The organism is Micromonospora sp. NPDC000089 (genome assembly GCF_042899365.1).
Lineage (GTDB): Bacteria > Actinomycetota > Actinomycetes > Mycobacteriales > Micromonosporaceae > Micromonospora.
Map to the genome: position 1 here is coordinate 215,958 of NZ_JBIAZT010000008.1, position 26,303 is coordinate 242,260.

General features: G+C 73.9%; 26 protein-coding genes. 15 read left to right on the plus strand and 11 right to left on the minus strand.

What is annotated here, in order from left to right; genetic code table 11:
* The 3 genes from ACFY3U_RS17390 (at position 1) to ACFY3U_RS17400 (ending at position 3,023) form a co-directional block, all read left to right on the plus strand.
* Complete coding sequence (locus ACFY3U_RS17390; protein WP_387202105.1) at positions 1–843, plus strand: hypothetical protein; 843 nt, start codon at positions 1–3, stop codon at positions 841–843.
* A 238-nt stretch (positions 844–1,081) separates the two neighbouring features.
* Complete coding sequence (locus ACFY3U_RS17395; protein ID WP_387202108.1) at positions 1,082–2,221, plus strand: geranylgeranyl reductase family protein; 1,140 nt, start codon at positions 1,082–1,084, stop codon at positions 2,219–2,221.
* Between the two features lie 31 nt (positions 2,222–2,252).
* Positions 2,253–3,023, plus strand: coding sequence for an isoprenyl transferase (locus ACFY3U_RS17400; RefSeq protein WP_387202111.1), 771 nt, complete (start codon positions 2,253–2,255; stop codon positions 3,021–3,023).
* A 125-nt stretch (positions 3,024–3,148) separates the two neighbouring features.
* Here ACFY3U_RS17400 and otsB read toward each other — a convergent pair whose 3' ends face one another.
* The 3 genes from otsB to ACFY3U_RS17415 all read right to left on the minus strand — a co-directional run bounded on the left by otsB (position 3,149) and on the right by ACFY3U_RS17415 (position 5,020).
* Complete coding sequence (gene otsB / locus ACFY3U_RS17405; protein WP_387202114.1) at positions 3,149–3,973, minus strand: trehalose-phosphatase; 825 nt, start codon at positions 3,971–3,973, stop codon at positions 3,149–3,151.
* Positions 3,974–4,064: 91 nt separating this feature from the next.
* The gene (locus tag ACFY3U_RS17410; RefSeq protein ID WP_387202117.1) at positions 4,065–4,418 is read right to left on the minus strand and encodes a hypothetical protein; all 354 of its coding nucleotides are present in this window, start codon (positions 4,416–4,418) and stop codon (positions 4,065–4,067) included.
* Between the two features lie 161 nt (positions 4,419–4,579).
* Positions 4,580–5,020: a helix-turn-helix domain-containing protein gene (locus ACFY3U_RS17415; RefSeq protein ID WP_387202121.1), complete on the minus strand. Its 441-nt coding sequence runs from the start codon at positions 5,018–5,020 to the stop codon at positions 4,580–4,582.
* A gap of 264 nt (positions 5,021–5,284) precedes the next feature.
* On the opposite strand from ACFY3U_RS17415, the gene ACFY3U_RS17420 reads away from it, so the two are divergent.
* The 6 genes from ACFY3U_RS17420 (at position 5,285) to ACFY3U_RS17445 (ending at position 10,710) form a co-directional block, all read left to right on the plus strand.
* On the plus strand, positions 5,285–5,629 hold the full coding sequence (locus ACFY3U_RS17420; protein ID WP_387202124.1) for a hypothetical protein: 345 nt from the start codon (positions 5,285–5,287) through the stop codon (positions 5,627–5,629).
* A gap of 31 nt (positions 5,630–5,660) precedes the next feature.
* A complete protein-coding gene (locus ACFY3U_RS17425) occupies positions 5,661–6,077 on the plus strand; it encodes a hypothetical protein (protein WP_387202127.1) in 417 nt (138 codons plus the stop codon).
* A gap of 360 nt (positions 6,078–6,437) precedes the next feature.
* On the plus strand, positions 6,438–7,853 hold the full coding sequence (locus ACFY3U_RS17430; RefSeq protein WP_387202130.1) for a PhoH family protein: 1,416 nt from the start codon (positions 6,438–6,440) through the stop codon (positions 7,851–7,853).
* A 288-nt stretch (positions 7,854–8,141) separates the two neighbouring features.
* On the plus strand, positions 8,142–8,873 hold the full coding sequence (locus ACFY3U_RS17435) for a lytic transglycosylase domain-containing protein (protein ID WP_387202133.1): 732 nt from the start codon (positions 8,142–8,144) through the stop codon (positions 8,871–8,873).
* 103 nt (positions 8,874–8,976) lie between these two features.
* A complete protein-coding gene (locus tag ACFY3U_RS17440) occupies positions 8,977–9,630 on the plus strand; it encodes a rhomboid family intramembrane serine protease (RefSeq protein ID WP_387202136.1) in 654 nt (217 codons plus the stop codon).
* A gap of 111 nt (positions 9,631–9,741) precedes the next feature.
* Complete coding sequence (locus ACFY3U_RS17445; RefSeq protein ID WP_387202139.1) at positions 9,742–10,710, plus strand: NAD(P)/FAD-dependent oxidoreductase; 969 nt, start codon at positions 9,742–9,744, stop codon at positions 10,708–10,710.
* A 54-nt stretch (positions 10,711–10,764) separates the two neighbouring features.
* On the opposite strand, the gene ACFY3U_RS17450 is transcribed toward ACFY3U_RS17445, so the two are convergent.
* Positions 10,765–11,463 carry a TetR/AcrR family transcriptional regulator gene (locus ACFY3U_RS17450; protein ID WP_387202142.1) on the minus strand — a complete coding sequence of 233 codons (699 nt, stop codon included), beginning with the start codon at positions 11,461–11,463 and terminating at the stop codon, positions 10,765–10,767.
* A gap of 140 nt (positions 11,464–11,603) precedes the next feature.
* On the opposite strand from ACFY3U_RS17450, the gene ACFY3U_RS17455 reads away from it, so the two are divergent.
* A complete protein-coding gene (locus ACFY3U_RS17455; protein WP_387202144.1) occupies positions 11,604–12,521 on the plus strand; it encodes an NAD-dependent epimerase/dehydratase family protein in 918 nt (305 codons plus the stop codon).
* A gap of 87 nt (positions 12,522–12,608) precedes the next feature.
* On the opposite strand, the gene ACFY3U_RS17460 is transcribed toward ACFY3U_RS17455, so the two are convergent.
* Together ACFY3U_RS17460 and glpX are read right to left on the minus strand one after the other, a co-directional pair.
* On the minus strand, positions 12,609–13,616 hold the full coding sequence (locus ACFY3U_RS17460; RefSeq protein WP_387202147.1) for a DMT family transporter: 1,008 nt from the start codon (positions 13,614–13,616) through the stop codon (positions 12,609–12,611).
* Positions 13,613–14,644, minus strand: a complete 1,032-nt coding sequence (gene glpX, locus ACFY3U_RS17465; protein ID WP_387202150.1) for a class II fructose-bisphosphatase — start codon at positions 14,642–14,644, stop codon at positions 13,613–13,615. The genes ACFY3U_RS17460 and glpX overlap by 4 nt, the downstream gene beginning before the upstream one ends.
* Positions 14,645–14,802: 158 nt before the next feature.
* Here glpX and ACFY3U_RS17470 point away from each other — a divergent pair, with 158 nt between their 5' ends.
* The 3 genes from ACFY3U_RS17470 (at position 14,803) to ACFY3U_RS17480 (ending at position 17,577) form a co-directional block, all read left to right on the plus strand.
* Entirely contained in the window at positions 14,803–15,630 is an 828-nt protein-coding gene (locus ACFY3U_RS17470) for a DUF4245 family protein (protein ID WP_387202154.1), read from the plus strand.
* Between the two features lie 118 nt (positions 15,631–15,748).
* Positions 15,749–16,558, plus strand: coding sequence for a hypothetical protein (locus ACFY3U_RS17475; RefSeq protein WP_387202157.1), 810 nt, complete (start codon positions 15,749–15,751; stop codon positions 16,556–16,558).
* A gap of 176 nt (positions 16,559–16,734) precedes the next feature.
* Positions 16,735–17,577, plus strand: a complete 843-nt coding sequence (locus tag ACFY3U_RS17480) for a hypothetical protein (protein WP_387202160.1) — start codon at positions 16,735–16,737, stop codon at positions 17,575–17,577.
* Between the two features lie 101 nt (positions 17,578–17,678).
* Here the strand turns inward: ACFY3U_RS17480 and ACFY3U_RS17485 are convergent, their stop codons facing one another.
* Both ACFY3U_RS17485 and xseA read right to left on the minus strand, forming a co-directional pair.
* Positions 17,679–17,891: an exodeoxyribonuclease VII small subunit gene (locus ACFY3U_RS17485; protein WP_387202163.1), complete on the minus strand. Its 213-nt coding sequence runs from the start codon at positions 17,889–17,891 to the stop codon at positions 17,679–17,681.
* A 22-nt stretch (positions 17,892–17,913) separates the two neighbouring features.
* Positions 17,914–19,128 (minus strand): exodeoxyribonuclease VII large subunit, encoded by a 1,215-nt coding sequence (gene xseA, locus ACFY3U_RS17490; RefSeq protein ID WP_387202166.1) that lies wholly within the window; start codon positions 19,126–19,128, stop codon positions 17,914–17,916.
* Between the two features lie 94 nt (positions 19,129–19,222).
* Between xseA and ACFY3U_RS17495 the strand changes: the two genes are divergently transcribed.
* Positions 19,223–20,209 (plus strand): 4-hydroxy-3-methylbut-2-enyl diphosphate reductase, encoded by a 987-nt coding sequence (locus tag ACFY3U_RS17495; protein WP_387202169.1) that lies wholly within the window; start codon positions 19,223–19,225, stop codon positions 20,207–20,209.
* A 9-nt stretch (positions 20,210–20,218) separates the two neighbouring features.
* On the opposite strand, the gene ACFY3U_RS17500 is transcribed toward ACFY3U_RS17495, so the two are convergent.
* Positions 20,219–21,376 (minus strand): DNA recombination protein RmuC, encoded by a 1,158-nt coding sequence (locus tag ACFY3U_RS17500; protein ID WP_387202172.1) that lies wholly within the window; start codon positions 21,374–21,376, stop codon positions 20,219–20,221.
* Positions 21,377–21,430: 54 nt separating this feature from the next.
* Here ACFY3U_RS17500 and ACFY3U_RS17505 point away from each other — a divergent pair, with 54 nt between their 5' ends.
* Positions 21,431–22,225, plus strand: coding sequence for a hypothetical protein (locus tag ACFY3U_RS17505; protein ID WP_387202175.1), 795 nt, complete (start codon positions 21,431–21,433; stop codon positions 22,223–22,225).
* Between the two features lie 71 nt (positions 22,226–22,296).
* Here the strand turns inward: ACFY3U_RS17505 and ppc are convergent, their stop codons facing one another.
* Both ppc and ACFY3U_RS17515 read right to left on the minus strand, forming a co-directional pair.
* Positions 22,297–25,083: a phosphoenolpyruvate carboxylase gene (gene ppc, locus ACFY3U_RS17510; protein WP_387202178.1), complete on the minus strand. Its 2,787-nt coding sequence runs from the start codon at positions 25,081–25,083 to the stop codon at positions 22,297–22,299.
* Positions 25,084–25,206: 123 nt separating this feature from the next.
* Complete coding sequence (locus ACFY3U_RS17515) at positions 25,207–26,226, minus strand: hypothetical protein (protein ID WP_387202181.1); 1,020 nt, start codon at positions 26,224–26,226, stop codon at positions 25,207–25,209.
* Positions 26,227–26,303 lie beyond the last annotated feature (77 nt).

Consider the following 26,303-nt stretch of genomic DNA (forward strand, 5'->3'; position numbering starts at 1 on the left):
ATGAGGACGGCCGCCGAGACCGAGGTCCGGCGGCCGTCCGCCGTCCGGGCGCTGACCACCCTGCTCGCCGTGACGGCGGCGGCCACCGTCGTGGTCGAGGTGCTCAATTACTGGTACGCCCCGGAGCAGGGCTTCGGGCTGGCGGTGCGTACCGGCTGGGCGATGCTGCGGTCGTTCGGCTTCCTGCTGTTGATCGGGCACGTCAACCGCGGTCGTACGGTGGCCAAGCCGTTCGGGTTGATCCTGGCCGTCACCACCGTGTTCGCGGTGGGCCGGCTGGTGGTGCCCCGGCAGGGCGTGCCCCCGCTGCCCGGCCTGCTCGGCTTCGCCCTGCTCGCCGCCCTCTGCGTGAGCGTGGTCGCGCTGCTCTACCGCTCCGGCGCGGTGGCCGGGCACCTGATCCGGCACCGCAAGGGCCTGGTCGTCGAGGGCGGGACGATCTCCTGGCGCGAGGTCGCCCCGAAGCATCCACCGGTCACCGGCTGGCTGCTGACCGCCCGGGTCGCCGCCTTCACCTACAGCCCGCTGATGCTGGTGCCGGCCCTGGTCGCGGGTGGTGCGGTGCTGGACGGCCGGCTGTCCGCCGTCCCGGCGGTGCTGCTGTGGTTACTGGCCGGCATCGTGGCCAGCTACGCGGTGCTGTTCTGTACCGCCTTCCTGATGCGCGGCCGCCACTGGCCCCGCCGCGCCCTGGTGGTCGTCACCCTGACCGTCCTCGCCGTGGACCTCCCCCTCTGCTGGTGGCTGCTCGGCCTGGACGGCCTGATCCGCGACGCCACCCCCTTGGTCGCCGCGGCCACCCTCACCCTCTACTCCCTCCACCGCGCCACCCACCCACGCTGACCCACCCCCCACCCCCCACCCCCCACCCCCCACCCCCGGCCCCCCACCCCCCGCCCCCACCCCCCGCCCCCGGCCCCCGCCCCCGGGGGCGGCCTTGTTGATCAAGAAGTTTGCGCGTGAAATCGGCCGGATTCTGACCGAAACCTCTTGATCAACAAGAGACGGGGGCGCGGGCGGGGGTGGGGAACGGGGATGGGAACGGGGAGGATGGGCGGGGCGGGTGGGGAAGGTGGTCGTGATGGATGAGTTCGATCTGGTCGTGGTCGGGGCCGGGCCGGCGGGGGCTGCGGCCGCCTTGTCCGCGCGGCGGGCGGGGGCGCGCGTGCTGCTGGTGGATCGGGCGGACTTTCCGCGGGACAAGGCGTGTGGGGACGGGATCGCGGCCCACGGGCTGGACGTGCTGGCCACGCTGGGCGTGACCGACGCGGTGGCCGGTTACCCGGCGGTGCCGGCGCTGCGGCTGGTCGCGCCGGGCGGGCGGACGGTGGCGCGGGCGCTGCCCCGGCCGGCGTACACGGTGCCCCGAAAGGTGTTCGACGCCCGGCTGGTGGCCGCCGCGGTCGCGGCCGGCGCGCAGCTGCGCCGGCACACCGTCCGCCGGGTCGAGGACCGCGGCGACCGGGTGGTGCTCGACGGCGAGCTGTCCGGTCGGGTCGTGGTGGGCGCGGACGGCGCCGGCTCCGTGGTCCGCCGGGCGCTGGGCCAGCCGCCCAACCCCGACCGCCACCTGGCGCTGGCCATCCGGGGGTACGCTCCCGCGCCGCCCGGCCCGCCGGAACAGCTCATCGTCACCTCGGCGGCCGGCTGGCCGGCGTACGCCTGGTCGTTCCCGATCGGCGACGGCCGGGCGAACGTCGGGTACGGCGAGGTGCTGCGCGGTGCGCGGCTGAGCCGGGCGCACCTGCTGGACCGGCTCGGCGCGCTGCTGCCCGGCACCGACCCGGCCACGGTCGACGGGCTGCGCGCCCACCACCTGCCGCTGTCCACCCACCGGCCACCACCCGGCCGGGGCCGGACGCTGCTGGTCGGCGACGCGCTCTCGTTGATCAACCCGTTCACCGGCGAGGGGATCTTCTACGCGCTGCTGTCCGGGGCGCTGGCCGGCGCTGCCGCCGCGGCCACCCCCGACCGGGCGGCCGACCGGTACGCGGCGGCGCTGCGCCGCCGGCTCGGCACCCACCTGCGGCACAGCTCGGCCGCGGCCCGGCTGGCCCGGCACCGGCGGGTGGTCGACGCGGCCGTCCGGGCCGCCCAGCGGGACGAGCGGGTGCACGCCCGGGTGGTCGAGCTGGGGCTCGGCGACGGCCGGCTGGACGCCCGGACGTTGGCGATGATCGGCATCGGTCTCTCGGCGTGGGATCGGCCACCGAAGCGGTGATCGGCCGCCCGGGTCGCTACCCTGCATGGTGATGACTCTGCGGAAACTCCTCTACTCCGTCTACGAGCGCCGGCTGACCGCCAGGCTCGCGGGCCGCCCGGTGCCCCAGCACGTCGGGGTGATGTGCGACGGTAACCGCCGGTGGGCACGGGAGATGGGCTTCGTCGACCCGAACGACGGGCACCGGATGGGCGCCGAGCGGATCAAGGAGCTGTTGCGCTGGTGCGACGCGGCCGGGGTCGGCCATGTGACCCTCTGGCTGCTCTCCACCGACAACCTGTCCCGGCCGGCGGAGGAGCTCGACCCGCTGCTGCAGATCATCGAGGACCTGACCACCGAGCTGGCCGAGGAGGGCAACCCCTGGCGGCTGCGGATGGTCGGCGCCCTGGACGTGCTGCCGGCGCACCACGCGCAGGCCCTCAAGGCGGCCGAGGAGCGCACCCGGGCGCGCACCGGCGGCGCCCAGGTCAACATCGCGGTCGGGTACGGCGGGCGCCGGGAGATCGCCGACGCGGTGCGGTCGCTGCTGCTGGAGCAGGCGGCCAAGGGCGGCACCCTGGAGGAGCTGGCCGGCTCGCTGGACGTCGAGCACATCTCCGAGCACCTCTACACCCGCGGCCTGCCCGACCCGGATCTGATCATTCGGACCAGCGGCGAGCAGCGGCTCTCCGGTTTCATGCTCTGGCAGAGCGCGCACTCGGAGTTCTACTTCTGCGAGCTCAACTGGCCCGACTTCCGCCGCGTCGACTTTCTCCGCGCGCTGCGCTCGTACGCCACCCGGCAACGCCGCTACGGCGCCTGACCCCGCCGCCCCCGCACCCCGCCGTGGCTCTCACGCGCGATCTTGCACTTGCGGCCCGCGTTATGCCCCTTATGCGACTTTGGCCCGGGCAGAAAGTGCAAGATCGCGCAGAAGAAGGGCTGGGGTTAGCGGAGGTGGGGTAGGGCGGCGGTGAGGAAGGTGGCCAGCGCGGCGGGGGAGTCGAGGGTGAGGTCGGCGGCGTCGGCCACCTCGTGCCCGGTCTCCGGGTTGGCCACCGCGACGCAGACGCCGAGGAAGTCGGGGTCGGCCGCGGCGCGGGCGCGCAGCGCCGCGAACGCCTTGATGTCGGAGACGTCGTCGCCGAAGTACCACGCGCCGCCGGCGTCGCGTACCACCTCGCCGATGACCAGGCCCTTGTCCCGGTCGACCGGCGGCTTGAGCTCCAGCACCATCCGGCCGGCCTGGACCTTGAGCCCGAGCCGCTCGGCCTGGGCTCGGCCCCACCGCTCGACCTCGGCGCCCAGCTGCGGGGCGGTGCGCCAGTGCAGCGCCACGCTCAGCCGCTTGAACTCGACCAGCGCGCCGGCCGGCAGCTCGGCCCGGGCCAGGTCGGCCAGCTCGGCCATGGTCGGCACCCAGGGCAGCGCGGCCGGCTCGGTGACGGTCTCTGCGCCGGAGTGGCTGTGCTCCAGGCCGTACAGCCCGTAGAGGTCGATGCCGGCGAGACCGCCGAGGTGGTCGCGGAGGAAGTCGACCGGCCGGGCGGAGACGATGGCCACCCGCTGCACCAGCGGCGCGAGCGCCTCCAGCGCGGTCAGCACATTGGGCGCGGGCTGCACCGCGGTCGGGTCGTCGTCGACCGGCGCCAGGGTGCCGTCGAAGTCGAAGAAGAGCACGGTGTCGGCCGCTCGCGCGGCGGTGGCACGCCAGGCGTGCTCGGCGTCCAACGGGGTCTTCGGCTGCTGGTTGCCCAGATTCAACGGCGGCACGCGCGACAGCGTACCCCGGCGCGGGCGGACCATTCGTGGCCGCGAGATGACGCCTTGACAGCACCCGGCGTACGGCTCCGTACGCGTCGCGTCAGCGCTCGGCGGCCCCCCGGCCCCGGCGGACCAGCGGCACCACGGCCGGGTCCGGCCGCTGGCCGAGCAGGTATCCCTCGACGAAGCCGGTGTTCCGGTCGCCGGTGTGCGACTCGATGTCGTTCAGCCGGTCGACCAGGAAGTCGGCGAGCGCGCTGACCCGGTCGTCGAGCCGTTCGTGCAGCGCGGCGACCACCGCCAGGACGACCGCGGTGCCGGCGGTGGTGAGCGCGAAGAGGTTGGCGATCAGCGGAATCCGCTCGCCCTCGGTCGCGCCGGTCACCAGGTTGGCGGTCACGCACGCTGTCAGCGACACCGCCGCGACCACGACTGCCCACCATTTCAGGGTCACTGACAGACCCCTCCTTCTGTCCCGCAGGGCTGGGTTCGGCCTTGTCCCGTCCCCCGCCGACGACGAGCCCAAGCAGTACGAATACGGACGCTAGCGTGCCCGTTCCGGCCCCGGAGCGAAACGATCGGGCCTGACCAGCCGTTCTTTCGCCATCTGAGGAACTACCCGGCGCGCTCTTCTCGCTTTCGGTCACCGACCGGGAGAGTCGGGCGGTATGCGAGGTAACGAATGGTTTCCCGAATGTGGAACTTCTCCGCGTCCGACACCGCGGGGTCGACCAACCGGCGCAGCAGCGCCTCCACGTCCGGGTCCATCGGCGGCGGGGCGGCGGCGGCCCGTGGGGCGGCGGCCCGGTCCCAGCCCAGCGCGGTGAAGGCGGCCGCCGGGCTCAGCCCGAGCCCCTCGCAGAACGCGACCACCCGCTCGGCCTCCGGGTCGCTGGCCCAGTCGCCGCGGACCCAGCGGTTGACGGTCTGCCGGGAGACCCCGGTGCGTCGGGAAACCTCGGTGCCGGTCCACGCCCGGGTCGCGCGCGCGTCCTCCAGGGCGCGGCGGACGAACGTGGCGAACGCGATCTTCCGTGCGGGGGCGGTCTCGGTCACCTCGTGACGGTACGGCCCGGGTGCGACAGCGGGCTGCCCGGACAGGCGCTTGTCACGTGTGCGAGACAGTCTCGCGGAGTGCCGGACCAACGATCCGGCGGCCTTTCTGACGGGTGTCACCTGGGTAGAATAGAACGACGTAGCGACGGCGGTAACCGGACGAAAAGCTGATACTGTCACGTCCGTGGGACAATCTACGGTGTGTCACGTGCATGAGACGATTAGTGCTCACATGCACCACACCCCCGCCGCGAGGGGGGTGTGGTGACCGAACTCGCGACCCGTGCCCAGGCGTTCGGCCTGGTCGCGGAGGGGGTCGCCGCGGGCCTGAGCGCGCCCTGGCGCGTCTACCTCGCCCGGGGCTGCCGTTACCTGTCGCTCAGCGTCGGTGACCGGGCCGAGTGGAACGCCTGGCGTACCCACCTGGGCTGCCCGGAGCTGAGCGTGCGGGTCTACGACGCCGGCGGCGAGATCCGCCGGTCCTCGATGGCCGAGGTGGTGCTGGACGGCTGCCGGATCAGCGTCGAGCTGGTCGAGGAGGTCAGCACGGACGACCTGGAGCGGCTGCTGGTGGTCGATCCGACCACGACCGAGCCGGACGACCGGTGACCGGGCGGGCGCGCCGCGGCGGAGCCGCCGGATGAGTCCCTTCCTGCTCGTCTTCCTCGTCCTGGTGCTCGCCGCCACCAGCTATGCGGCCGGTCGGCTGCACGGACAGCTCAGCTACCGGATCGGCTACCGGTTCGGTTACCGGCAGGGCTACTTCGACGGCGACCGGGGAGCGTGGAACCGGCGCCGGCGCGACGCCCAGGCGGCGATCGCCTCGGCCCTGTCCCGCCCCGTCGGCGGTGCGCCCGCGACGCGTCCCCCGGTGGCGTACGCCCCGGCCGGGTCCGCGATCCCCGGCGGGGACGTCGTCCGGTCGACCGGCGCCGGCCTGGTGACCGCCACCGCCGTGCGGTCCGGCACCACGTACACCGGGTCGTCCTTCGTGGCGGCGGCGCCGGCCGGCGCCGCGGCCCACCCGGCCGGCACGCTGGTCCGGCGGTCGGGCTGACGGCGGGTGGCGCCGACGGCGGTGCCACCGCCACCTGAGCCGGTGCGCCGTCCGCGGCGGACGCGCACCGACGGGACCACGTCAGGTGACGGTGGTCCCGCCGGCCGGGATGCGCGCAGGGGGCATGCATCCCGGCCGGTCCGCGGTTCGTTCACGTCCCGGTCGGGGGGGATCCACCTCGCCCACTAGCCGAGGGGGCGTGCCCCGGCTAGCGTCTAGGCATGGCCAGGGGTTCTCCCGGGCCAGCCGGCCCGCCCGGATCTGCGACCTCGCACACGGGGTTCCGCATCCGACCCCGTGTCCCGGGCACCGGAGGAGGCGGAACACGGGTGGCGGGTGCCCATCCGTCGGAGCAGGCCTGTGACCACTCGCCGTACGACCGCCGGTGCCGACCAGCCGCCGGCCGCGACCGCCACGACCCGCCGCGCCACCCGGAGCCGCCGTACCACGGCAGCCGCTCCGCCCGGCGCCGAGGAGCCCCGACCAGCAGGCCAGGCGTTCGTCCTGGACACCTCGGTGCTGCTGTCCGACCCGGCGGCCTTCCACCGGTTCGCCGAGCACGAGGTCGTCCTGCCGTTGGTGGTGATCTCCGAGCTGGAGGGCAAGCGACACCACCCGGAGCTGGGCTGGTTCGCCCGGCAGTCCCTGCGGATGCTGGACGACCTGCGGGTGAAGCACGGTCGGCTGGACCATCCGGTGCCCGCCAACGACCAGGGCGGCACGCTGCGGGTCGAGCTGAACCACTCCGACGACGGCGTGCTGCCGCCGGGCTTTCGCTCCGGGTCGAACGACGCGCGGATCCTCTCCGTGGCGCTGAACCTCGCCGCCGAGGGGCGCGAGGTCACCCTGGTCAGCAAGGACATGCCGCTGCGGGTCAAGGCCGCCTCGGTCGGGCTGCGCGCCGACGAGTACCGCCACGACCAGGCCAGCGACCCCACCTGGACGGGCATGGCCGAGCTGGAGCTCGGCGCGGACGAGGTCGGCCGGCTGTACGCCGGCGAAGCGCTGGATCTGGACGCCGCCGCCGGGCTGCCCTGCCACACCGGCCTGGTGCTGCACTCGGCCAGCGGCTCGGCGCTGGGCCGGGTCCAGCCGGACAAGACGGTCCGGCTGGTGCGCGGCGACCGCGAGGCGTTCGGCCTGCACGGCCGCTCCGCCGAGCAGCGGGTGGCGCTCGACCTGCTGCTGGACGAGTCGGTCGGCATCGTGTCGCTGGGCGGCCGGGCCGGCACCGGCAAGTCCGCGCTGGCGCTCTGCGCCGGGCTGGAGGCGGTGATGGAGCGGCGCCGGCACAAGAAGGTGATCGTCTTCCGCCCGCTGTACGCCGTCGGCGGTCAGGAGCTCGGCTACCTGCCCGGCTCGGAGTCGGAGAAGATGTCGCCCTGGGCGCAGGCGGTCTTCGACACCCTGGGCGCGGTGGTGCACGAGAACGTGCTGGAGGAGGTCACCTCGCGCGGCATCCTGGAGGTCCTGCCGCTGACCCACATCCGGGGGCGGAGCCTGCACGACGCGTTCGTGATCGTCGACGAGGCGCAGTCGCTGGAGCGCGGGGTGCTGCTCACCGTGCTGTCCCGGATCGGCCAGGGGTCGCGGGTGGTGCTCACCCACGACGTCGCCCAGCGGGACAACCTGCGGGTCGGCCGGCACGACGGCGTCGCGGCGGTGATCGAGACGCTCAAGGGTCACCCGCTCTTCGCGCACGTGACGCTGAGTCGCTCCGAGCGGTCGCCGATCGCCGCGATGGTGACCGACCTGCTGGAGGACATCCCGCACTGAGCCGAATTTCTCGGTGGTTTCGCCCCACTTCGTCCGCTTTCACGTAGTGGCGCAGATCACAATTATCGTTGCTGGTTTCCCATCTGTCTCACTGTGCGCGATGGTGTCCCACGAGCGCCCACGCCCCGGCGGGATCAACGGGGATCGCTCGCCTTACCGGGCGGGCGGCTCCCGGGCCGCCGGTGCGTCGGCCGCGACCGGCTCAGGTCGGGGCGCTCGCGGCACCACCGCGTCCGCCAGACGGTCGCCGGTGTGCCGCGTCCTTGCCCCCGACGAAGGGACCACTTCGTGAGTCGGCTGTGGAGCCGGTTCGGTGCCCGTACGGCCGCTGTCGCGCTGCTCTCCGTGGGCGTCGCCGGCGGCTTCTATCTGGGCGAAGACCGCGAAACTCAGCAACAGGGCCTGACCGCCAAGGTCAGCCTCGAGGTCGACCAGGCCGAGGCCGACTACCAGCACGACCGGCAGTCGGCGCACCGGGTCCAGTCCGCCAGGCAGCGCGCCGCCGAGTACCAGGCCAAGCAGCGCGCCGCGGAGGCCGCCCGGGAGGCGGCCGAGCGGGCCAAGGAGGCCGAGGCCGCCGCCGCCTCCCGTAAGAAGGACCGCGAGGCGGCGGCGCTGAAGGCCGCCGAGGAGGCCAAGGCCGCCAAGGAGGCCGAGGCGGCGAAGACCACCGAGAGCAAGCCGTTCGCCGGCCCGATCCCCGCCTCCTGCAACGAGTACAGCGGCAACCGGGAGACCGGCTGCGCGCTGCTGCTCGCCGAGGGCTTCAAGATCGACCAGATGCCGTGCCTGGACAAGCTCTGGACCAAGGAGAGTGGCTGGAACCACAAGGCCTACAACTCCTCGTCCGGGGCGTACGGCATCCCGCAGGCGCTGCCCGGCAGCAAGATGAGCAGCGTGGCGGACGACTGGAAGACCAACCCGGCGACCCAGATCAAGTGGGGCCTCGGCTACATCGAGGGCCGGTACGACGACCCGTGTGGTGCCTGGGCACACAGCCAGAGCAGCGGCTGGTACTGATCGACGAACGTGCGGCGGGGCGGATGGGCGACCATCCGCCCCGCCGTCGTCGTACGGGTGGCCCGGGTGGCGATCGGCGCCGATTGCTGGTACCCCTGTGCAGGTGAACCCGCACCCCGCTGGCGCCGGCGACCCGAACCGGTTCGGCACCGAGGCGTTCTACGCCGCGCTCGGCCGCGCCTTCGTGGCGATGTGCGCCGTGGTGCCCTTCCTCTTCCTGATCGAGGCCGTCGACCAGGGGCTCAACTTCGGCCTGGACGTCTCGGCCGGCATCATCCCGCACCGCATCCAGGGGCTGGACGGGGTCTTCTTCTCGCCCTTCCTGCACCACGGCTTCGACCACCTCTACAGCAACAGCATCCCGCTGATCCTGCTCGGCACCTTCGTGCTCGCCGCCGGCACCCGGCGGTTCCTCTGGTCCACGCTGATCATCGTGCTGGTCAGCGGGCTCGGCGTCTGGTTCACCGGGTCACCCAACTCGGTGGTGGTCGGCGCCAGCGGGGTGATCTTCGGTTATCTCGGCATCCTGCTCACCCGGGGCATCGTGGAGCGGAGCTGGTGGAACTTCGCGGTGGTGCTGCTGGTCGGCCTGCTCTACGGCTGGCAACTGCTCGGCATCCTCCCCACCGACGAGCGGATCTCCTGGCAGGGGCACCTGTTCGGGCTGCTCGGCGGGGTGGTCGCGGCGATCCTGTTCCGCCGCCGCGCCGAGCCGCACGAGCCGTACCGCTCCGAGTCGACGCTCGGCCTGCGCTGAGCCGGCGCGACCCGCCGCGCGCTTGCGGGACGTGCTTGCCCGGGCGGGGCGGCACGCCTACCGTCGGGATCAGCACGCGTTGATCCGCCAGCGGAAAGCGACGGTACGCCCATGCGCGAGGTAGATGTCGCCGTGATCGGGGCCGGCCCGGCGGGGCTGTTCGCCACGTACTACGCCGGCTTCCGGGGGCTCTCCGTCGCGGTGCTGGACGCGCTGCCCGAGCCGGGCGGGCAGATCACCGCGATGTACCCGGAGAAGCTGATCCTCGACGTCGCCGGCTTCCCGGCCGTGAAGGGCCGCGACCTGGTGGCCAACCTGGTCGCCCAGGCCGCGCCCTACTCCCCCCGGTACCTGCTCGGCACCCGCGCCGAGAAGCTCTCCTACGCCGACGGCCGCCCGGTGCTCGGGCTGGCCGGCGGCGATCAGCTCGCCTGCGGGGCGGTGCTGATCACCGGCGGCCTGGGCAGCTTCACCCCGCGACCGCTGCCGGTGGCCGACAGCTTCCTCGGCGGCGGGATCGTCTACTTCGTGCCCGAGCCGGCCGCGCTGACCGGCCGGGATGTGCTGATCGTCGGCGGCGGGGACTCGGCCTTCGACTGGGCGCTGACCCTGCAGCCGCTGGCCCGCTCGGTGACCGTGGTGCACCGGCGCGACCGGTTCCGGGCGCACGCCGGCACGGTCGCCCGGGTGCGGGGGCTGCCGGTCCGGGTGATCGTGAACGCCGAGGTCACCCGGCTGTACGGCGAGGACGCTGTCACCGCCGCTGAGATCACCGTGCGCGGCGGCGGGGTGGAGACCGTCCCGGTGGACACGGTGGTCGCGGCGCTCGGCTTCACCGCCGACCTCGGCCCGCTGGCGGAGTGGGGGCTGCGGCTGGACCACCGGCACGTGGTGGTGGACAGCGCGATGGCGACCAACCTGCCGCGGGTCTTCGCCGCCGGCGACATCACCGAATATCCGGGCAAGGTGCGGCTGATCGCCACCGGCTTCGGCGAGGCGGCCACCGCGGTCAACAACGCCGCGGTCGCCATCGACCCCACCGCCCACCTCTTCCCGGGCCACTCCTCCGACGCACCCTGAGCGGCCGGCCGGCCTCGCGGCCGTCCGGAAGCCGTCGGCAGGTCCCGGCGTGCGTCAGTCGGTGCGGGGCAGGCCGATCAGGTCGGCCATCAGGGCGGTCTGGTGGTCGAAGTACGCGTCGCGGTGCGCGACGGCGCGGTTCAGCCGGCCGAACAGCTCGAAGCTGATCAGGCCGAAAAGCTGCGTCCAGCCGGCCATCCCCCGGGCCAGCAGCGCCTCGGGCACGTCGGGGAAGAACGCGGCGGCGATCTCGGCGAGATCGGCGCGCACCTCGTCGGGCAGCCCGTCGCCCCCGGGCGCGGTGAGCCGCCCGTCGGCCAGCCCGTCGCGCAGGATGCCGACCAGGGTCAGCGGCGGCCGCTGGGCGGGCAGCACGGTGTCGTCCGGGGCCGCGTAGCCGGGGACCGGGCTGCCGTAGAGCAGGGCGTACTCGGCGGGGTGGGACAGCGCCCAGTCGCGGGCCGCGCGGCAGGCCGCGTGCCAGCGCCCGCGCAGGTCGGCCCGGTCGACGGCGGCGTCGGCCGCCTCCACCGCGTCGCCCAGGGCGTCGTACGCCTCCAGGATCAGCGCGGTGAGCAGCTCGTCCCGGCTCGGGAAGTAGCGGTAGATCGCCGACGAGACCATGCCCATGTCCCGTGCGACGGCGCGCAGCGACAGGTCGGCGCCGTCGGTGGCCAGGTGGCGGCGGGCCACCGCCTTGATCTCGTCGATCATCTCGGCGCGGACCCGGGCACGGATCGAGGAAGCGGGCACACTTCGACTCTGCCACGAATTGGATCGGCAATCAAAACAGAGAGCACTGCTCTTGACGGCGCTCCGGTGCCGCGTCATGCTGGAACCCGTCGGCGAGAGCACTGCTCTCGTATCGGATCCCCGCTTCGGAAGGCGTTCCCATGTCGCTGCACGTCATCGTCGGTTCCGGCCCGGTCGGCACCGCCACCGCCCGCCTCCTCGCCGAGCGGGGGGAGCGGGTCCGCGTCATCACCCGTCGCGGCACCGGCCCCGACCACCCGGCGGTCGAGAGGGTGGCCGCCGACGCGGCCGACGCCGAGCGGCTCACCGCCCTCAGCGCCGGTGCCGTAGCCCTCCACAACTGCGCGAACCCGGCCTACCACCGCTGGGCGACCGACTGGCCGCCGCTGGCCGCAGCCCTGCTCACCGCCGCCGAGCGGACCGGCGCGGTGCTCGCCACCGTCGGCAACCTCTACGGGTACGGCCCGGTCGACGGCCCGATGACCGAGCGGACCCCGCTCGCCGCGACGGGCACCAAGGGGCGGGTCCGCAACCGGATGTGGGCCGACGCGCTCGCCGCCCACCAGGCCGGGCGGGCCCGGATCACCGAGGTCCGCGGCTCGGACTACCTCGGCGCCGGCAGCACCTCGCTGACCAGCATGGTGGTGCCCGGGGTGCTGGCCGGCCGGAAGGTGGTGCTGCCCGCCCCGCTGGACGTCCCGCACACCTTCACCTACGTCGAGGACGTCGCCCGCACCGTGATCGCGGCGGCCACCGACGAGCGCGCCTGGGGGCGGGCCTGGCACGTGCCCAGCCCGCCCGCCGTCACCGTGCGGGAGCTGGCGGAGCGGGTGGCCGCGCTGGCCGGCGCCCCCGCGCCGAAGCTGGCCCGGTTGCCGTACCCGGCGCTCTGGCTCGCCGGGGTGGTCAATCCGTTCGCCCGGGAGCTGCGGGAGACCGCCTACCAGTTCCGCCGGCCGTACCTGATGGACTCCGCCGCGGCCACCGCGACCCTCGGCATCGAGGCGACGCCGCTGGACCGGGCGCTCAAGGAGACCATCCACGCGCTGCGCGGCTGACCGCCGGCCCCGGCGGGACCCTGCTCCGCGGGCCGGGCGGCGCCGGGACCCGCCCCGGCCCCACCGGCCCGGGGCGCGGCGCCGGCGTCAGTTGGCGTCGTTGGGGCCGGGGGCGCCGGCCGGGCGTCGGCGTGGTGCCGGGCCGAGCGCGGCGACCAGCACCGCGACCAGCGTCAGCGCCGCGCCGGCCAGGGTCGCCGGCCCCGGGTGCGAGGCCGCCGTCGGCAGCAGCACGTCCAGCAGTACGGCGCCGATGATCTGCCCGGCGATGGTGGCCAGGCCGAGCAGCAGTACGCCGGTGAACCGGACGATGGCCGCCGCGATCGCGATGAACACGATGCCGATCGGGCCGCCCAGGTAGAGCCACGGCTGCGCCGGCAGGGCCCCGGACGGCCAGCCCCGCACGGCCACGTCGACGGCGAAGGTGACCAGCAGCGCGGTGGTGCCGACGACGAAGTTGACCAGGGTGGCGGCGAGTGTGCTGTCCGAGGCGCCGCGGACCCGGCCGTTGACCGCCTGCTGCCAGGCGATGCCCACGCCGGCCAGCAGCGGCAGCAGGGCCAGCGCCAGGGTGCCCGGGTCGCCGAGCCGGTCGCCCACGGCCAGCAGCACGGCCAGCACGGTGAGCACCGCGCCGGCCAGCCGCGCCGGGGTGACCGGCTGCCGGCCGGTCGGGCCGATCCCGGCCCGGTCCACCGCCAGGCTGCTGGCCGACTGACCGGCCACCACCGCCACGGTGAACACGGCGACGCCGAGGGTGCCGATGGTCAGGCCCTGGGTGGCGACCAGGAAGGCGCCGCACACCCCGCCCAGGCACTGCCAGGGCCGCAGCGCACCACCGCGCAGCGCCGACCGCAGCCGGCCCAGCCCCCGCCGCCCGGCTGGGGTGGCCGGCACCAGCACCAACAGCACCAGCAGGCCCAGCCCGAACGAGACCACCGCGGCGGCGATGCCGTCGGCGAGGCGTACCCCCAGTTCGCCGTTGATCCGGGACTGCACCGCCACGGCGAGGCCGGAGGCGGTCGCCAGCGCGACGCCGGTGGCCCGCCGGGACTCCGGGACGGTGGGCGGCGGCGCCGTCGCGGTGGTGCTCACTCCTGCTCGGCCAGCGGCCGGCCGTCGAAGTCCACGGCTGAGTAGAGGGCCAGCTTCTCCAGCCGGTGGTACGAGTCGATCACCCGGATCGTGCCGCTCTTGGAGCGCATCACGATCGACTGGGTGTACGCCCCACCCTCCCGGTACCGCACCCCGCGCAGCAGGTCGCCGGAGGTTACCCCGGTGGCCACGAAGAAGCAGTTGTCCCCGGTGACCAGGTCGTCGGTGAGCAGCACCCGGTCCAGGTCGTGCCCGGCGGCCAGCGCCTTCTCCCGCTCCTGCTCGTCGCGCGGCCAGAGCTTGGCCTGCATCGCGCCGCCCATGCACTTCAGGGCGCAGGCCGAGATGATCCCCTCGGGGGTGCCGCCGATGCCCATCAGCACGTCGACGCCGGACTCACCGCGCGCCGCGGCGATCGAGCCGGCGATGTCACCGTCGGAGATGAACCGGATGCCCGCCCCGGCCCGCCGGATCTGCGACACCAGGTCGTCGTGCCGGGAGCGGTCCAGCACGCAGACCGTCACGTCGGAGACCTCGGTGCCCTTGGCCTTCGCGATCCGCCGGATGTTCTCCGCCGGGCCGGCGTTGATGTCCACCACGTCCGCGTACTCCGGGCCGACCGCGAGCTTCTCCATGTAGAAGACCGCGCTCGGGTCGAACATGGCGCCGCGCTCGGAGACCGCGAGCACCGCGAGGGCGTTCGGCATGCCCTTGCTCATCAGCGTGGTGCCGTCGACCGGGTCCACCGCCACGTCCACCTCGGGCCCGGTGCCGTCGCCCACCTCTTCGCCGTTGAAGAGCATCGGCGCGTTGTCCTTCTCGCCCTCGCCGATCACCACGATCCCGCGCATCTGGATCGAGTTGATCAGCTTGCGCATCGCGTCGACGGCCGCCCCGTCGCCGCCCTCCTTGTCGCCCCGGCCGACCCACCGGCCGGCGGCCATCGCCGCGGCCTCGGTGACCCGGACCAGATCGAGGGCAAGGTTGCGGTCGAGATCCTGGGGGATCCGCGTCCTGGTGTTCGTCATGACGGCTTCCTCCTCGCGACGTTGCGGGGTGGACCGGCAGGGTGCGGCCGTCGCCGCTGCCGGCTTTGTCGCTGATCCTCACACGATGACAGGTCCACGGGCGGGTCGGGGCGGTGGTGGGCGGGATCGGTCACCCGGACGGCTGCGAGAATGGACCGGTGGAACCCGCGCAGCCCGCCGACCGCGTACCCGCCGACCGCACCCCACCGGACGGCCAGCCGCCGGTGACCTCGACCGGCGTGCCGGCCGAGCCCGCCCCGGCCGCGCCCGCGGCCGTCGAGCCCGACCGGGCCGTACCCGCTGCCGTGGCGCCCGATCCGGACGTGCCCGCGGCGGTGGAGCCCGACCCGATGGTGCCCGCGGCCGTCGAGCCCGACCCGGACCTGCCCGCAGGGGTGGAACCCGATCCGGACGTGCCGCCGGTGGCCGGGCCGCCCGCGCGGGCCGCCCGGCCACCGGCGGCCGGCGGCGGAAAGTCCCGGTCGGAGCGGTCGTCGAAGGACATGGCGCTCTCGCTGCTGGTGCTGCTGGTGCCGATCGCCCTGATCGTGGCGTTCTACCGCGGCTTCCTCGGCGGGGAGCAGCCCACCACGGTGGACGCGACCCCCGCCTACGAGCAGGCCCGCTCGGCGGGTGCCTTCCCGGTCAGCCAGCCGGCCGGGCTCGGCTCCGGCTGGCGTACGGTCAGCGCCGGCTACCGGACCGAGAACGGCGGCGCCACGCTGCGGGTCGGCTACCTCTCGCCGGAGGGCGGCGCCGCCCAGCTGGTGGAGAGCAACGTGCCGCCGCAGCAGCTGATCCCCGCCGAGCTGACCGACCAGGGCCAGCCGCAGGGGCCGGCCGACCTTCCCGGCGGCAACTGGCAGAAGTACACCGGCCGGGGCAACGAGCAGGCCCTGGTGCTGCTCGAACCGAACCGTACGGTGATCGTGGTCGGCGACGCCCGGGAGAACGAGCTGCGCACGCTCGCCACCTCGCTGCGCTAGGGGCACCGCGGCGGCGCGAGGGGCACCGCGGCGGCCGGCCTTCCGTTAGGCTGCCCCGGCTCTGCTCCCGATCGGCCGTCGCCGCCGGGAGCGCCCGTATCACTGGAAAGAGAACCACGTGAACGTTCGACGGTGGAGCCTCGGGCTCCTCGCCGCCGCCCTGCTCGTCCCCGGCCTGACCGCCTGCAAGACGGATTCCGCCACCGACGACGCCGCCGCGGCGCCAACCACGCCGGCCGACCCGAAGACCGCCCTGCTCGCCTCCACGAAGGAGATCAGCAAGGGCAACTTCACCTTCAGCATGGCCGGTGGCCCTGAGCTCAACGGTGGCGGCAAGGTGCACCTGCCCAGCAAGAGCGCCGAAGTGACGCTGGCCAGCGAGGCGAAGAGCGCCGACGACCTGTCGATGAAGATGCACCTGGTCTACATCGGCGACGACAGCTGGGTGCTGATGGACTTCGGGAACATGGCGGACAGCGTTCCCACGCTGAAGGCGATGAAGGGCAAGTACCAGCACCTCGACCGCGCGAAGCTGAAGAACGGCGGGGAGCTGGACTTCGACTTCACCGACGTCGACCCGGCCGGCAGCGACAAGCTGCTCAGGACCGCGACCGAGATCCGGCAGACCGGCCCGGGTGCGTACGCGGGCACCCTGGACGTCACCAAGCTGACCGACTCGGACGTGCTGGACGCCGACGACGTCAAGAAGATGGGCGCCAAGGCCTCGGTCGTCCCGTTCACCGCGACGGTCGACGACCAGGGCCGGCTGTCCCAGATCGCGGTGGACGTGCCGACCGCCGGCGACGTCAAGGCGTACACCATGGTGGTGAAGTACGCCGACTACGGCGCCGCCACCCCGGTGCAGCAGCCGCCGGCGGCGAAGGTCGTCGAGGCGTCCGACCAGGTGTACCAGATGTTCAACAGCTGACCGGCCGGCGGGGCGGGAGGCCACCGGTCTCCCGTCCCACCGCCGTCGCCCGGCGTCTCGCCCGATGGGGTGGTGCGGGGTTGCCGAACGGGCCGTCGGGGAACAAGAGGGGACACCTCGCATCCGACACCACCGATCCGGCGCCCGGTCGCCGGACGAGCCCGCTGGAGATTCCCGTGACCATTCGACGCTGGAGTGCCGCCGCGTTCACCGCGGCCATCCTCACGCCCGGCCTGGTAGCCTGCAACGCCAACGGGTCGACCGACCCCGCCGCCTCCGGGTCCGCCACGCCGGCCGCGTCCGCCTCGGCCATCGCCCCGAGCGGCACCGCCGACGCGAAGCAGGCGCTGCTCAACTCGACCAACGAGATCCGCAACGGCAACTTCCGCTTCACCCTGGCCGGCGTCGGCTCGACCGCCGAGGGCATGGTGCACGAGCCGAGCCAGAGCGCCCAGATGAAGCTGACCATCGGTGACGCGTCGTCGGACCTGATGCTGAACCTCGACCTGATCCACGCCAAGCCGGACAGCTGGGTCAAGCTCGATCTGGGCGGCAAGTCGGCCAGCCAGATCCCCGGCGCGCAAAAGCTCAACCTCGGCAAGTACCAGCACCTCGACCAGAGCCGGATCAAGGGCAACAAGGCGCTCGGCTTCGACTTCGACAAGATCGACCCGGCCGGCAGCGCGGTGCTCACCCAGGGCATCACCGAGGCGCAGCAGACCGGCGAGGGCGCGTACTCCGGCACCCTGGACGTGACCAAGGCGGCCCAGGCCGGCTCGCTGGACCAGACGCTGATCACCGCGCTCGGCCCGCAGGCCAAGTCGGTGCCGTTCACCGCGAAGCTCGACCCGCAGGGCCGGCTCAGCGAGCTGGTGCTCAAGATCCCGGCCGCCGGCCAGACCGCCGCCCAGGACATGAAGATCACCTACTCGGACTACGGCAACGCCACGGCCGCCCAGAAGCCCTCGGCCGATCAGGTCGTCGAGGCCCCGCAGGAGTTCTACAACCTGTTCAACTGAGCTCTTCCGATGGCGGGGTGGCCGAGGCCGCCCCGCCATCGGCGGGTCCGGCCCCGTCCGCAGGGCCGTCGGTGCGGTGCGCCCGGCGCGGCCGGGGTGGGTCAGGAGTCGGCGGACTGCCGGGCGGCGTCGATCCGGGCCCGGGCGCCGTCCAGCCAGCGCTGGCAGACCTCGGCGAGCTGCTCGCCGCGCTCCCACAGCGCCAGCGACTCCTCCAGCGAGGTGCCGCCGGCCTCCAGCCGCTCCACCACCTGGGCCAGCTCCGCGCGAGCCTGCTCGTAGCTGAGCGGCTCGGCCTTCTTGTCGTCAGTCATCGCACCCATCCCACCACAGGTCTCAGCCGTCGACGGTGGCGGCCAGCTCGCCGTCGGCGAGGCGTACCCGCAGCGGATCGCCCTTGGCCACCTCGGACGCGGCGCGGACGACGTGCCCGTCGGCGCGCTGCACGATCGCGTACCCCCGGTCGAGGGTGGCGGCGGGGGAGAGCGCCCGCAGCCGGGCCAGGGTGTGCCGCAGGTCGTCGGCCGCCGCGCCGAGCCGGTGGTCCAGGCAGCGGCCGGCCCGCTGCCGCAGCGCGGTCGCCTCGGCGGCCCGCTGGTCCACCATCACCTGCGGGCGGGCCAGCACCGGGCGGGAGCGCAGCAGGTCGAGCCGGTGGGACTCCCGGTCCACCAGTTGACGCACCGCGCGCTCCAGCCGGGAGCGGGCCTGCCCGATCAGGCGTACCTCCTCGGCCAGGTCGGGCACGACCCGCTTGGCCGCGTCCGTCGGGGTGGAGGCGCGCAGGTCGGCGACGTAGTCGACCAGCGGCGCGTCCGTCTCGTGGCCGATCGCGCTGACCACCGGCGTACTGCAGGCGAAGACCGCCCGGCAGAGCGCCTCGTCGGAGAAGGGCAGCAGGTCCTCGATGCCGCCGCCACCCCGGGCGATGATGATCACGTCGATGCTCGGGTCGGCGTCGAGCACCTTCAGCGCGTCCACGATCTGCGGCACCGCGCCCGCGCCCTGCACCGCCACGTTGACCGTGCGGAACTCGACCGCGGGCCAGCGCCGTCGGGCGTTGGTCAGCACGTCCCGCTCGGCGGCCGAGGCACGCCCGGTGATCAGGCCGATCCGCTGCGGCAGGAACGGCAGCCGGCGCTTGCGGGCCCGGTCGAACAGCCCCTCGGCGGCGAGCAGCTTCTTGAGCTTCTCCAGTCGGGCCAGCAGCTCACCCAGGCCCACCTGGCGGATCTCGTCGGCGCGCAGGCTCAGCGTGCCGCGCGCGGCGTAGAACTCGGGCTTGGCGTGCAGCACCACCCGGGCGCCCTCGCGCAGCTCCGGCGCGCCGAGGTCGAGCACGTCCCGGTTGGTGGTGACGGTCAGGCTCAGGTCGGCGGACGGGTCACGCAGGGTGAGGAAGACGGTGCTGGCCCCGGGGCGCCGGCTGATCTGCGCCACCTGCCCGTCCACCCAGACCCAGCCCAGCTTGGCGATCCAGGCGCCCACCTTCTGGCTGACCACCCGGACCGGCCAGGGCTCCTCCGCGCTGCTGCGCCCCACGTCACTCACCCGCCCACCCTACGGTCACCCCCTGACGCGTGCCCCGGCTGTGGTACGGGTCGCAGGCGGTGTCGGGCGGGAGAGCGGCACGTACGATGGGCGGGTGACTCACGCTGAGACGACTCCCCGGACCGGCAAGCGCGTGCTCCTGGCCAAGCCCCGCGGCTACTGCGCGGGCGTCGACCGGGCGGTGCAGACCGTCGAGGAGGCGTTGAAGCTCTACGGCGCCCCGATCTACGTCCGCAAGCAGATCGTGCACAACAAGCACGTGGTGCGGACGCTGGAGGCCCAGGGCGCGATCTTCGTGGAGGAGAACGAGGAGGTGCCGGAGGGCGCCACCGTCATCTTCTCCGCGCACGGCGTGGCCCCCGAGGTGTACGAGCAGGCCAGGGCGCGCTCGCTCAAGGCGATCGACGCCACCTGCCCGCTGGTCACCAAGGTGCACCAGGAGGCGAAGCGGTTCGCCGCCGAGGACTACGACATCCTGCTGATCGGCCACGAGGGGCACGAGGAGGTCATCGGCACCGCCGGCGAGGCCCCCGCGCACATCCAGCTGGTGGACGGCCCGGACGACGCCGACAAGATCACCGTACGGGATCCGGCCAAGGTCGTCTGGCTCTCCCAGACCACCCTGTCGGTGGACGAGACGCTGGAGACGGTGGCCCGGCTGAAGACCCGGCTGCCGCTGCTCCAGTCGCCGCCCAGCGACGACATCTGCTACGCCACCTCCAACCGCCAGCACGTGGTCAAGGAGATCGCCCCGGAGTGCGACGTGGTGATCGTGGTCGGCTCGCGGAACTCCTCGAACTCCGTCCGGCTGGTCGAGGTGGCGCTGGACGCCGGGGCGCGCGCCGGGCACCTGGTCGACTTCGCCTCCGAGATCGACGACGCCTGGCTGGCCGGCGCCGGCACGGTCGGCGTCACCTCCGGCGCCAGCGTCCCGGACGAGCTGGTGCAGGACGTGCTGGCGTACCTCGCCGAGCGGGGCTTCACCGACGTGGACGAGATCACCACCGCCAACGAGCGGCTGACCTTCTCGCTGCCGCAGGAGCTCAAGCGGGACATGAAGGCCGCAGCCGCCCGGCGTTGACCGCGGCCGTCACTCGCCGGCCGGAGTGGACGGTTCGAGCAGCTCCGGGGCCTGCGGCTGGCGGGGCGTCAGCTCCACCTGGGCCGGCGCGGCCAGCTCGTCGTCCGACACCCCGAGCTCGGCGAGCTTGCGGGCGCTGACCAGCACCCGGGCCTCCAGCGACCCCACCGCCCGGTTGTACGCGGTCACCGCCCCGCCCAGCGACGCGCCCAACTTGCCGACGTGATCGCCCAGGGTGGACAGTCGGCTGTAGAGCTCGCGGGCCAGCGTGTGCACCGCCACCGCGTTGCGGGCCAGCGCCTCCTGCCGCCACGAGTAGGCGACCGTGCGCAGCAGCGCCACCAGGGTGGCCGGGGTGGCCAGCACCACGTTGCGGGCGAAGGCGTGCTCCAGCAGCGTCGGGTCGCGCTGCAACGCCACGTCGAGGAACGGGTCGGCGGGCACGAAGAGCACCACGAACTCGGGTGTCGAGTCGAACGCCGCCCAGTACGTCTTGGCGGCCAGCGCGTCCACGTGCCCGCGCAGGTGCTTCGCGTGCGCGTCGAGGTGGTGGTCGCGGCCGCGCTCGTCGCGCGCCTCCATCGCGGTGAGGTACGCGTCGAACGGCGCCTTCGCGTCGACCACCACCGTCCGGCCACCGTGCAGCCGGACCACCAGGTCGGGGCGTACCCCCTGGTGGTCGGTGGCGGCGGTGACCTGCTCGGAGAAGTCGCAGTGCTCCAGCATGCCGGCCGCCTCGACGATCCGGCGGAGCTGGTGCTCGCCCCACCGGCCGCGCACCTGGGGCGCGCGTAGCGCGGCGACCAGCTGCTTGGTCTCGGTGCGCAGCTCACCGGAGACCGCGCTCATCGAGCGGACCTGCTCGCGCAGCTCGGCGTACGCGTCGACCCGGTCGTGCTCCAGCTGCGCCACCCGGGTCTCGTAGCGGCGCAGGGTCTCGTGCAGCGGGGCGACCGCCCGGGCCACCGCCTCCTGGGACTGGGCGGTCGCCTCGTAGCTGAGCGCCCGCATGGACTGCTCCAGCCGGCCCTCGCCCGCCCGGTTGGCCTCCAGTGTGGCCTCCAGCCGGGCGATCTCGGTCGCCGACCGGGCGCGGGCCGCGTACCACCCGGCGGCGCCCCCGGCGACGAGGCAGAGCACCACCACGGTCACCGTTGCCAGATCCATTCCCAGAGCATGCCAAAGGGATACGACGTGAACCCGCCGGGTACGTTCTTGGCCATGGAACTTGCTCTCGTGGGGGCCCTCGTCGTCATGCTGGGCGGCGGGTTCGTCTGGTGGCGGCGTGAACAGGCCGCCCGGGACGCGCGCAGCCTCGCCGACGTCCGCTCCGACGCCCAACGCTGGTACGAACGGCTCGGCGGGCAGGTGATGAACCTGCACGGTGACGAGCCCGCGGTACGGCAGGCGCTGGTCGACGCCGCCGAGCGCTACAACGCCGCCGGCAGCCAGCTGGAGCAGGCGCAGACCATCCACCAGTACCGCCTGGCCCGGGAGACCGCGGTCGAGGGGCTGATGTACATCCGGGCCGCCCGGGTGGCGCTCGGCCTGGGCCCGGGCCCCGAGCTGCCCAAGCTGGCCGCGGCCAAGGACACCGGCGAGCTCACCGTGGAGCGGCAGGTGCAGGTGCAGGGCCAGACGTTCCGGGCCGGCCCGCAGCCCGGCCGGGACACCCCCTACTACTACCCGGGCGGGCGCTACCAGGGCCGGCCGGTGCCGTCCGGCTGGTACTCCACGCCGTGGTGGAAGACCGCGCTGGGCGCCGGCGCCGGGGTGATCGGCGGCATGCTGATCGCCGACGCGCTCTTCTCGCCGGCCTTCGGAGACCCGGGCTACGAGGCCGGCTACCAGGAGGGCTTCGGCGACGGCGCGGACTACGGCGACGACCAGGGCGGCGGCGACCCCGGCGACCAGGGCGGCGACTTCGCGGGCGACCAGGCCGGCGACTTCGGCGGCGGCGGGGACTTCGGCGGTGGCGACTTCGGTGGTGGCGACTTCGGCGGCGGGGACTTCTGAGCACCACCCGGTGACATCCGACGAGGGCCCCGGTCGCGGCGCGACCGGGGCCCCTTGACGTCCGCCCGCGGTCAGCCGGTGTTACGCATTCCCGCGGCGATGCCGTTGACCGTGGTCAGCAGGGCCCGCTCCAGCGCCGTACCGTCGCTCGGGGCGCGGCGGCCGCCCGGCGCGGTCGCCACCGCCCGCCCGGCGGCGCCGGAGTCGCGGTACTGGCGCAGCAGCGCCACCTGCAGGTGGTGCAGCGGCTCGAGGTAGGTGTCCCGCACCGCGAGGGTGCGCTGCAGCACCGGGGAGTTCTCCAGCAGGGCCGGCGAGCCGGTGATCGCCAGCACCTCCTGCTTGGTCAGCTCGTACTCCCGCTCGATGGTGTCGAAGATCGGGTGCAGCTTCTTCGGCACCAGCGTCTCGACGTAGCGGCGGGCGATGCTCAGGTCGGTCTTGGTCAGCATCATCTCGACGTTCGACAGGAACGTGCGGAAGAAGTGCCAGTTGCGGTGCATCTCGGCGAGCACGTCCTCCAGGCCGGCCTCGCGGGCCGCCGCCAGGCCCGAGCCGACCCCGAACCAGCCCGGCACGATCTGCCGGGTCTGGGTCCAGCCGAAGACCCACGGGATGGCCCGCAGGCCGGCCAGGCCGGCCCCGGTGTTCGGCCGCTTCGCCGGCCGGGAGCCGATGTTCAACGCGCCGAGCAGCTCCGTGGGGGTGGACGCCCAGAAGTACGCCGGCAGGTCCGGATCCTCCACCAGCCCCCGGTACGACCGGAAGGCCGACTCGGACACCACGTCCATCGCGGCGTCCCAGCGGTCCAGCTGCTCGGCCGGCTGCCGGGGCGCGGTGTGCAGCAGCGTCGCCTGCAGCACCGCCGCGACGGTCAGCTCCAGGTTCTCCCTGGCCAGCGCGGGCAGGGTGTACTTGTCGGAGATTACCTCGCCCTGCTCGGTGACCTTGATCGCGCCGTCCAGCGTCCCGTACGGCTGGGCCAGGATCGCGTCGTGGGTGGGCCCGCCGCCGCGACCGACAGTGCCGCCCCGGCCGTGGAACAGCCGCAGGTGCACCCCGTGCCGGGCGGCCACGTCCCGCAGCGCGCGCTGGGCCCGGTGGATCGACCACTGGCTGGTGGTGATCCCGGCCTCCTTGTTCGAGTCGGAGTAGCCCAGCATCACCTCCTGCACGTCGCCCCGGGCCGCGACCAGCGCCCGGTACGCGGGCAGCGACAGCAGCTCGTCCAGCAGCTCACCGCCGGCGTTCAGCTCGGCCGGGGTCTCCAGCAGCGGCACGATGCCGATCCGGGCGCGGCCGGTGTGCACGTCCACCAGGCCGGCCTCGCGGGCCAGCACCACCGCGGCGAGCACGTCGTCCACCCCGAGGGTCATCGAGATGATGTACGACTCGATCACGTCGCCGCCGAACCGGTCCTGCGCCTCGCGGACGGCGTTGAACACGTCGAACGTCTTGCGCGCGCTCTCGGTCAACGGGGTGTCCAGCGCGGCGAGCGGGCGCCGGCCGGTCAGCTCGTCGGCGAGCAGCTTGGTGCGCTCCAGCCGGGTCAGCGTCGGGTAGTCGTCGACCTCGCCCACCGAGCCGTAGAGCTGGGCCAGCACCTCGTGGTGCTTCTCGGCGTGCTCCCGGACGTCCAGGGTGGCCAGGTGCAGCCCGAACGCGGAGACCGTACGGATGGTGGAGGCGAGCCGGCCGACGGCGGTGAGCTGGCCGGCGTTGCGGGCCAGCGAGGCGCGCAGCAGCTCCAGGTCGGCGATCAGCTCGGCCGAGCCACGGTAGTCCCGGCCGGGCACGTGCGGGGTGCCGGTGCGCAGCCGCTCCCGGCTGTTGGCCAGCTTGGCCTTCACGCACCGGGCCTTGAGCCGGTACGGCTCCTCGGCGTTGACCCGGCGGAACCGGGCCGCCACCTCGGGCAGCGCGTCCAGGTCGGCGGCGAGGCTGGCGGACAGGTCCAGCGAGACGCCGCGCAGCCGGCGGGAGACGGACACCTCGTCGATCAGGTGGTCCATCGCCTGCTCGGTGGCGGCGATCCCGTGCTCGTGCTGGATCTGCAGCACCTCGCGGGTGACCGCCGGGGTCACGAACGGGTTGCCGTCCCGGTCGCCGCCGATCCAGCTGCCGAAGGTCAGCGGGCGGGACGTCGGTGAGGTCTCCACGCCCAGGGTGCGCAGCGTGTCGGCGAGGTCGTCGAGCACCTGCGGGGCGGCCTCGGCGTACAGGTCGCGCAGGTAGAAGATGGCGTTGCGGGCCTCGTCGGTCGGGTCCGGCCGGTCCAGCCGCAGCTCGTCGGTCTGCCACATCAGGTCCAGCAGCTCGGCCAGCCGCCGGTTGGCCGGGCCCTCGTCGCTGGCGCCGTAGAGGATCGCGTTGGCGGTCTCGTTGTCCAGCTCGTCGGCGATCGCGCGCAGCTTCGACAGGATCGACCGGCGGGCCGCCTCGGTGGGGTGGGCGGTGAAGACGGGGCGTACCGCCAGCCGGCGGGCCGCCGCGGCGATCTCCTCGGCCGGCACCCCGCGCTCGGCGATCATCTTGGCCGCCTGGTCCAGCCAGCCGCCGTCGGTGGCGCGGCGTCGGCGCAGGTCCCGCGCCCGGTGCACCTGCTCGGTGATGTTGGCCAGGTGGAAGTAGGTGGAGAACGCCCGGGCCAGCTTGGTGCCGGTGGTCACGTCGAGGCCGCCGAGCCGCTGGGCGGCCGCCGGGGCGTCGGCGCGGACCTGGGCGCGGATCTCCTCGACCAGGTCGAGCAGCGGGCGGCCCTCCTGGCGGGCGAGGGTCTGCCCGAGCAGCGTGCCGAGGCGGCGGATGTCGGCCCGCAGGGCGGCGTCGGGCCCGTCGTGATCGTACTGGTCGGTCACGGTGCGCTCCTCACGTGAGTACGAAGGACAGCGCTGTCCGACTTCCCTGGATGGTATCCGCGCGGGCCGCTGGGAAAGGAGGGGGCCCTGGATGTCACCTTCACCACCATCCGGGGGTACGGCTCAGCGCGGCGCCCGCGCCGCCCGCCGGTCGACGGCCCGCCGACCGCGGACCAGACTGGCAGTGAGCAGGCCGACCACCCCGAGCACCGCCCACAGCACCAGGCCCACCAGCGGCCACCGGGCGGACCGCCAGTCGAAGTAGACCGCCGACTTGAGCAGGTCGGTGCCGAGCCCTGGCACGTTCCACCGGTGCATGCCGCGCAGGAAGGCGGGCAGGAACTCGGGTGCGTAGATGCCGCCCGAGCCGGGGTTGCCGAGCACCACCAGCAGCAGGATCACCAGCCCGGTGCCGAGCAGCCCGAGCCAGCCCTGCACCGCGGCGGCCACCATGCCGGCGGCGAACACGGTCAGCGCGCCGACGGCGGCGACCGCCACCAGGTCGTGGTCCCAGACGCCGAGCACCGGGCCGACCAGCACGGCGCCGATGATCCCGAGCAGCACCCCGTGCACCGCCAGCGAGGCGATCCGCAGACCGGCCCGGCGCAGGTCGCGCGGCGCGGTGCCGAGTGAGATGCCGAGCGCGGTGGAGGCCAGGTAGCCGCCGAGCACCAGCCCCACGGCCAGGTAGAACGGCACCAGCCCGCGTGGGTCGTCGGGGGAGACCGGCACCGCGTCGGTGACCTCGATCGGCACCTGGCCCTGCTGGGCGGCGGTGGTGAGCAGCCGGGTGACCACCTCGGTGGCGGCCGGCGCGGAGGCCGAGGCGGTGGTGAGCACCAGCCCGCCCTGCTCCGTGGAGGTGAGCACCGCGTACACCTCGCGGGACTCCAGCGCGTCGATCGCCGCGTCGCGGGTGTCGTACCCGACGGCCTTGATCGAGTCGGTGCGCTGGCGTACGGCGGTGGTGACCGCCTGGGCGCGCTGGTCGGCGCGCACCACGCCGACCGGCAGGTCACGCGGGTTCGGCTGGTGCAGGGCGCCCACGTAGGCGGCGATGAACGCGGTGGCCAGGGCCAGGGTGCCGACCAGCAGCGCCGCGGTCCGCGGCAACCAGTCGCGCAGCTGGGGGTCCTCGTCCACCCGTTCAGCCTAGGCGGGCATTCCGCCCGAGTTGCGGTAATTCGCCGGTCGGGGTTAGGCCCGGATGCCACGCTGGT

Bases quoted from the DNA above. Each gene is read 5' to 3' on its own strand.
- ACFY3U_RS17390 (WP_387202105.1), top strand. From the start codon at position 1: ATGAGGACGGCCGCCGAGACCGAGGTCCGGCGGCCGTCCGCCGTCCGG.
- ACFY3U_RS17395 (WP_387202108.1), top strand. From the start codon at position 1,082: ATGGATGAGTTCGATCTGGTCGTGGTCGGGGCCGGGCCGGCGGGGGCT.
- ACFY3U_RS17400 (WP_387202111.1), top strand. From the start codon at position 2,253: ATGACTCTGCGGAAACTCCTCTACTCCGTCTACGAGCGCCGGCTGACC.
- ACFY3U_RS17425 (WP_387202127.1), top strand. From the start codon at position 5,661: ATGAGTCCCTTCCTGCTCGTCTTCCTCGTCCTGGTGCTCGCCGCCACC.
- ACFY3U_RS17445 (WP_387202139.1), top strand. From the start codon at position 9,742: ATGCGCGAGGTAGATGTCGCCGTGATCGGGGCCGGCCCGGCGGGGCTG.
- ACFY3U_RS17455 (WP_387202144.1), top strand. From the start codon at position 11,604: ATGTCGCTGCACGTCATCGTCGGTTCCGGCCCGGTCGGCACCGCCACC.
- glpX (WP_387202150.1), bottom strand. From the start codon at position 14,644: ATGACGAACACCAGGACGCGGATCCCCCAGGATCTCGACCGCAACCTT.
- ACFY3U_RS17485 (WP_387202163.1), bottom strand. From the start codon at position 17,891: ATGACTGACGACAAGAAGGCCGAGCCGCTCAGCTACGAGCAGGCTCGC.
- ACFY3U_RS17500 (WP_387202172.1), bottom strand. From the start codon at position 21,376: ATGGATCTGGCAACGGTGACCGTGGTGGTGCTCTGCCTCGTCGCCGGG.
- ACFY3U_RS17505 (WP_387202175.1), top strand. From the start codon at position 21,431: ATGGAACTTGCTCTCGTGGGGGCCCTCGTCGTCATGCTGGGCGGCGGG.